Origin of the sequence: Streptomyces sp. KLMMK, assembly GCF_036961605.1 — a bacterium.
Taxonomy (GTDB): Bacteria; Actinomycetota; Actinomycetes; order Streptomycetales; family Streptomycetaceae; genus Streptomyces; species Streptomyces telluris.
In genome coordinates, this window is record NZ_JBAMDC010000511.1 from 1 (window position 1) to 4009 (window position 4009).

Genomic DNA, 4009 nt, shown 5'->3' on the forward strand with positions numbered 1-4009 from the left:
GGCCGGCCGTCGCCGGAGTGGGCCTGGGTGGTGCCGAGGATGCCGTAACGCACGGGCCCATTCTCTCCCGGGCCCGTACCGGCCGGGTTACGGCCCGCAGGGGTGGAGGAAGTACCGTCACCCGGTACGTCCGCCGCAGCCGCCCGCCCGGGCGGCCGGGCGGGACCGCCCACCCCACAGGAGCAGAAGCCATGCCGACAGCGACCCGCGGCGAACGGCGCGTGAGTCCCGTCTTCCTCGCCCTCGTCGCCATCATGGGCGTCTCCATATGGGCGGTGTGGACGGACTTCTCGGCGAGCCCCGGCTTCGCCGTCTTCCTCTTCGTCGTCTCCGGCTGGGTCGTCTCGCTGTGCCTGCACGAGTACGCGCACGCGCGCACCGCCCTGCACGGCGGCGACCTCACGGTGGGCGCCAAGGGCTATCTGACGCTCGACCCGCTGAAGTACACGCACGCGCTGCTGAGCATCGTCCTGCCCGTCATCTTCGTGATCATGGGCGGGATCGGCCTGCCCGGCGGCGCGGTCTTCATCGAGCGGCACCGCATCCGCGGCCGCTGGAAGCACAGCATGATCTCGGCCGCGGGCCCGCTGACGAACGCGGCGTTCGCCGTGGTGGTCACCGCCCCGTTCTGGCTCGGCACGATGGACGGCGTCCCGGACCACTTCCGCTACGCGCTCGGCTTCATGGCGCAGCTCCAGGTGACCGCCGCGATCCTCAACTTCCTGCCCGTGCCCGGCCTGGACGGCTACGGCGTGATCGAGCCGTGGCTGTCGTACAAGGTGCGGCGCCAGGTGGAGCCGTTCGCGCCGTTCGGGATACTGGCCGTCTTCGGCTTCCTGTGGATCCCCGAGGTCAACCACGCGTTCTTCGACATGATCGACGCGGTGCTGCGGTCCCTCGACGTGACGGCGTGGGACACGTACTGGGGCCAGGAGCTGTTCCGCTTCTGGCAGGGCACCCCGGACATCCCGCCGCTGTCGGGCATCGTCCTCTGAGCCGCCGGCCGGCCGCCGGCCGGCTGATGCGGCATGGGAAGGCCCCGGGCCCCCCGTGTGGCCCGGGACCGGTCTCATGCCGCGCTCACGCCGCGTCCCAGGTGACCGGGAGGCTGTGCACCCCGTAGATGTTCGAGTGGGTGCGCAGCGGCACCTCCCCGGCCGGGACGGCCAGGCGCAGCGTCGGGAACCGGCCGAAGAGCGCCGGCAGGGCGACCCGCATCTCGACGCGCGCCAGCTGCTGCCCCAGGCACTGGTGGATGCCGTGGCCGAAGCCCAGGTGCCCGGTGGCCTTGCGGTGCAGGTCGAGGACGTCGGGGCCGGGGAACCGGAGGGGGTCGCGGTTGGCGGCCTCGAAGGAGACGGTGACGGTCTCGCCGGCCTTGATCACGTGGCCGTCCAGCTCGACGTCCTCCAGGGCCGCCTTGATGCCAGTGTGGGCGATGGTCAGGTAGCGCATCAGCTCCTCGACCGCCTGGTCGGCGAGGTCCGGGTCACTGCGCAGCGCGGCGAGCTGGTCCGGGTTCTGCAGGAGGGCGAAGGCCCCGTGGGCGATCATGTTGGCAGTGGTGTCGAGGCCGGCGCCGAGCAGGAAGCCGCCGAGGCCCGCGAGCTCCTCGTCGGTGAGGTCGCTCGTGGTCAGTTCGCTGAGCACGTCGTCGGTGGGCTCGGCGCGCTTGGCCGGCACCAGCGTGTGCAGGTACTCGTGTATCCCGGTGATGGCGGCGTACCGCGCCTCGTCCGAGGAGCGCATGTCGGTCAGCGTCAGCGTGTGCCCGTGGAAGAGCTCCCGGTCGGCGTAGGGCACGCCGAGCAGCTCACAGATCATCAGCGCGGGGATCGGCTGGGCGAAGGCCTCCACCAGGTCGGCGGACGGGCCCCGGCGCTCCATGGCGTCCAGGTGCTCGGCGGTGATCTGCTCGACGCGTTCGGTGAGGGCTCGCATCCGGCGGACGGTGAACTTGCCCGCGAGCAGCCTCCGGTAGCGGGTGTGCTCGGGGGCGTCCATCCCCGTCATGTCCCCTACCGGCGCCGGGGGCAGGCCGCCTTCGGGCAGGCCGGGCAGCGCGACCGGGAAGTGCATGAGCTCGTACCGCGAGCTGAAGCGCGGGTCGGCCATGATCGCGCGGACCGTGGCGTGGCCGGTGGCGAGCCAGCCCAGGTGGCCGTCCGGGTAGCGCATCCGTACCAGCGGCTGCTGTTCGCGCAGTGCGGCCAGCTCGGCGGGCGGGTCGAAGGGGCAGCCCGCGGCGCGGGCGGTCGGCAGCGCTGCCAGGGGCTCGGCGGCGGGCAGTTCGCGTTCCATGGAAGTCCTCCGGTTGCAGGGGGTGCCTCTCGAAACCCGCGCGGTGTTCCGCGCCGTGACGTCATCATGGCACCGCTGTGGCGCCATTCGCAAGAGAGGGTGGCGCAATGGAGGTGTGGTGGCGTCGCGGACGGTGGCGCGCCGGAGTGTGGCGGCAGGCCGAAGGGGAGGGCCCCGGGCCGGGGGCGGCCCGGGGCCCGGGGGTGCGGGGGTGTGGGGGTGTGGGGGCAGGGTCAGGAGAGCGCGTCCTCCATGGTCGACACCCAGTACGTGACGCGCAGCGAGTCGTCGATGTGCACGCCGTCGGCCGGGAGGGCGGCCCTGGCCATCCTGTCGCTGCCCTCGAAGCCGACTTCGAGACTGTTCGCCGTGCGGCCCTCGCCGCCGCTGCCGTCGCCCGCGGAGAGGATCACGGCCGCGTAGCCCTTGCCGCCCGGCGGCAGGGAAGTGACCGCCTGCGGCTTGGTGTTCTCCATGACCGGCGGGACGGACTGGGCGCCCTCGAACTTCACGGCGGGGTACCCCTTCAGGTCGCACATCTTGGAGCCCGTGTTGGTGACGGTGAGCAGCATGTGGTTGAGGGGGCGGGGGAGCGGTGCGGCGACGACCTTGGTGTTGGCGGCGGTGCAGGGCGCGCGGTTCTCCGGGGCGTACGGGTCGTGCGTCGTCGTGCCGGTCCGCTGCGCGCCGTGCGGCGTGGCGCCGGCCGGCCCGCCCTTCTGTGCGCCCGGCTTGCCCTGGGGCGCGGACCCCGCCTGCGGGGACTTCGCGGACTCCGGGGGCAGGGAGGCCGTGCCCGGCCCGGAAGGCTGCACGGAGGCGGCGCCCTCCTTGCGGACGCCCTCGCCCTCCCCGCTTCCGCTGCACGCCGCCAGCGAGAGCATGGCGAGCGCGGCGGCCGCCAGGCCCGCGGTGGCGAACGGGCGGGGGCGGGGGTGGGCTCGGCGGACGGAGGTGCGCATGGCTGGTCTCTTTCTTCGCGGGCAGGCGGCGGGGTGCCGCTCAACCGGATTGCGGGAGCGGCGTGCTTGGATGGCGAAAGCTTGTGCGGTACCTCGTCCCGGGCGCCAGGGTTCCCGGCCGATCAGGGACGCGGGAACGCTTGCATAGGCTCTGACCTGGGGGAATGTCGATTCCCTGGAACGGGTACCTGGGATGGGGGAAGTGACGTGGAGGCGGGCGATCTCGCGGAGATGCTGCGGTCGCTGAAGGAGCGGTCGGGCCTGAGCTACGGGGTGCTGGCCAAGCGGCTGCACGTCAGTACGTCGACGCTGCACCGGTATTGCAGCGGGTCCGCCGTGCCGACGGAGTTCGCTCCGGTGGAGCGGCTGGCCCGGCTGTGCAAGGCCACGCCGGAAGAACTGATGGAGGTTCACCGGCGGTGGATCGTCGCGGATGCGACGCGCGGACGTAAGACACAGGCGGCGGCCGCCGTTCCGGAGACGGCGGCTGCGGCTCCTGCTACCGGCTCCGAGCCGGAGCCCGCGGCCGCGGCTGCGGTTGCTGCGGAGCCGATACCCGGGGCCGCCCCGGAGCGGGCTGCGGGGAGGTCTCAGGCCGCCGCTTCCGCCCGTTCCGCCTCGCCGGCGCCGGTGGCGCCATCGATGGCTCCATCGGGTGAGAGTGCGGCGCCACGGCGGCGGCGCCCGTCCCGGAAGGCCGTCCTCGCCACGCTGTCGGCCGTCGCCGCGGCCACCGTGCTCGGCCA

The 4009-nt window shown here is 73.1% G+C and carries 4 protein-coding genes; 2 read left to right on the plus strand and 2 right to left on the minus strand.

The window, feature by feature from the left end; all coding sequences use genetic code 11:
* The first annotated feature begins 191 nt into the window (after positions 1-191).
* A complete protein-coding gene (locus V7793_RS34590) occupies positions 192-995 on the plus strand; it encodes a site-2 protease family protein (RefSeq protein WP_336013660.1) in 804 nt (267 codons plus the stop codon).
* A gap of 85 nt (positions 996-1080) precedes the next feature.
* On the opposite strand, the gene V7793_RS34595 is transcribed toward V7793_RS34590, so the two are convergent.
* On the minus strand, positions 1081-2301 hold the full coding sequence (locus V7793_RS34595) for a cytochrome P450 (RefSeq protein WP_336013661.1): 1221 nt from the start codon (positions 2299-2301) through the stop codon (positions 1081-1083).
* Positions 2302-2534: 233 nt separating this feature from the next.
* Positions 2535-3263: a DUF4232 domain-containing protein gene (locus V7793_RS34600; protein ID WP_336013662.1), complete on the minus strand. Its 729-nt coding sequence runs from the start codon at positions 3261-3263 to the stop codon at positions 2535-2537.
* Between the two features lie 207 nt (positions 3264-3470).
* Between V7793_RS34600 and V7793_RS34605 the strand changes: the two genes are divergently transcribed.
* On the plus strand, positions 3471-4009 hold a 539-nt coding region (locus tag V7793_RS34605), incomplete at its 3' end, for a helix-turn-helix domain-containing protein (protein WP_443058058.1).

What these genes read in the sequence shown, in the direction of transcription:
- V7793_RS34595 (WP_336013661.1), bottom strand. Translation starts at nt 2,301, where the DNA reads ATGGAACGCGAACTGCCCGCCGCCGAGCCCCTGGCAGCGCTGCCGACC.
- V7793_RS34600 (WP_336013662.1), bottom strand. Translation starts at nt 3,263, where the DNA reads ATGCGCACCTCCGTCCGCCGAGCCCACCCCCGCCCCCGCCCGTTCGCC.
- V7793_RS34590 (WP_336013660.1), top strand. Translation starts at nt 192, where the DNA reads ATGCCGACAGCGACCCGCGGCGAACGGCGCGTGAGTCCCGTCTTCCTC.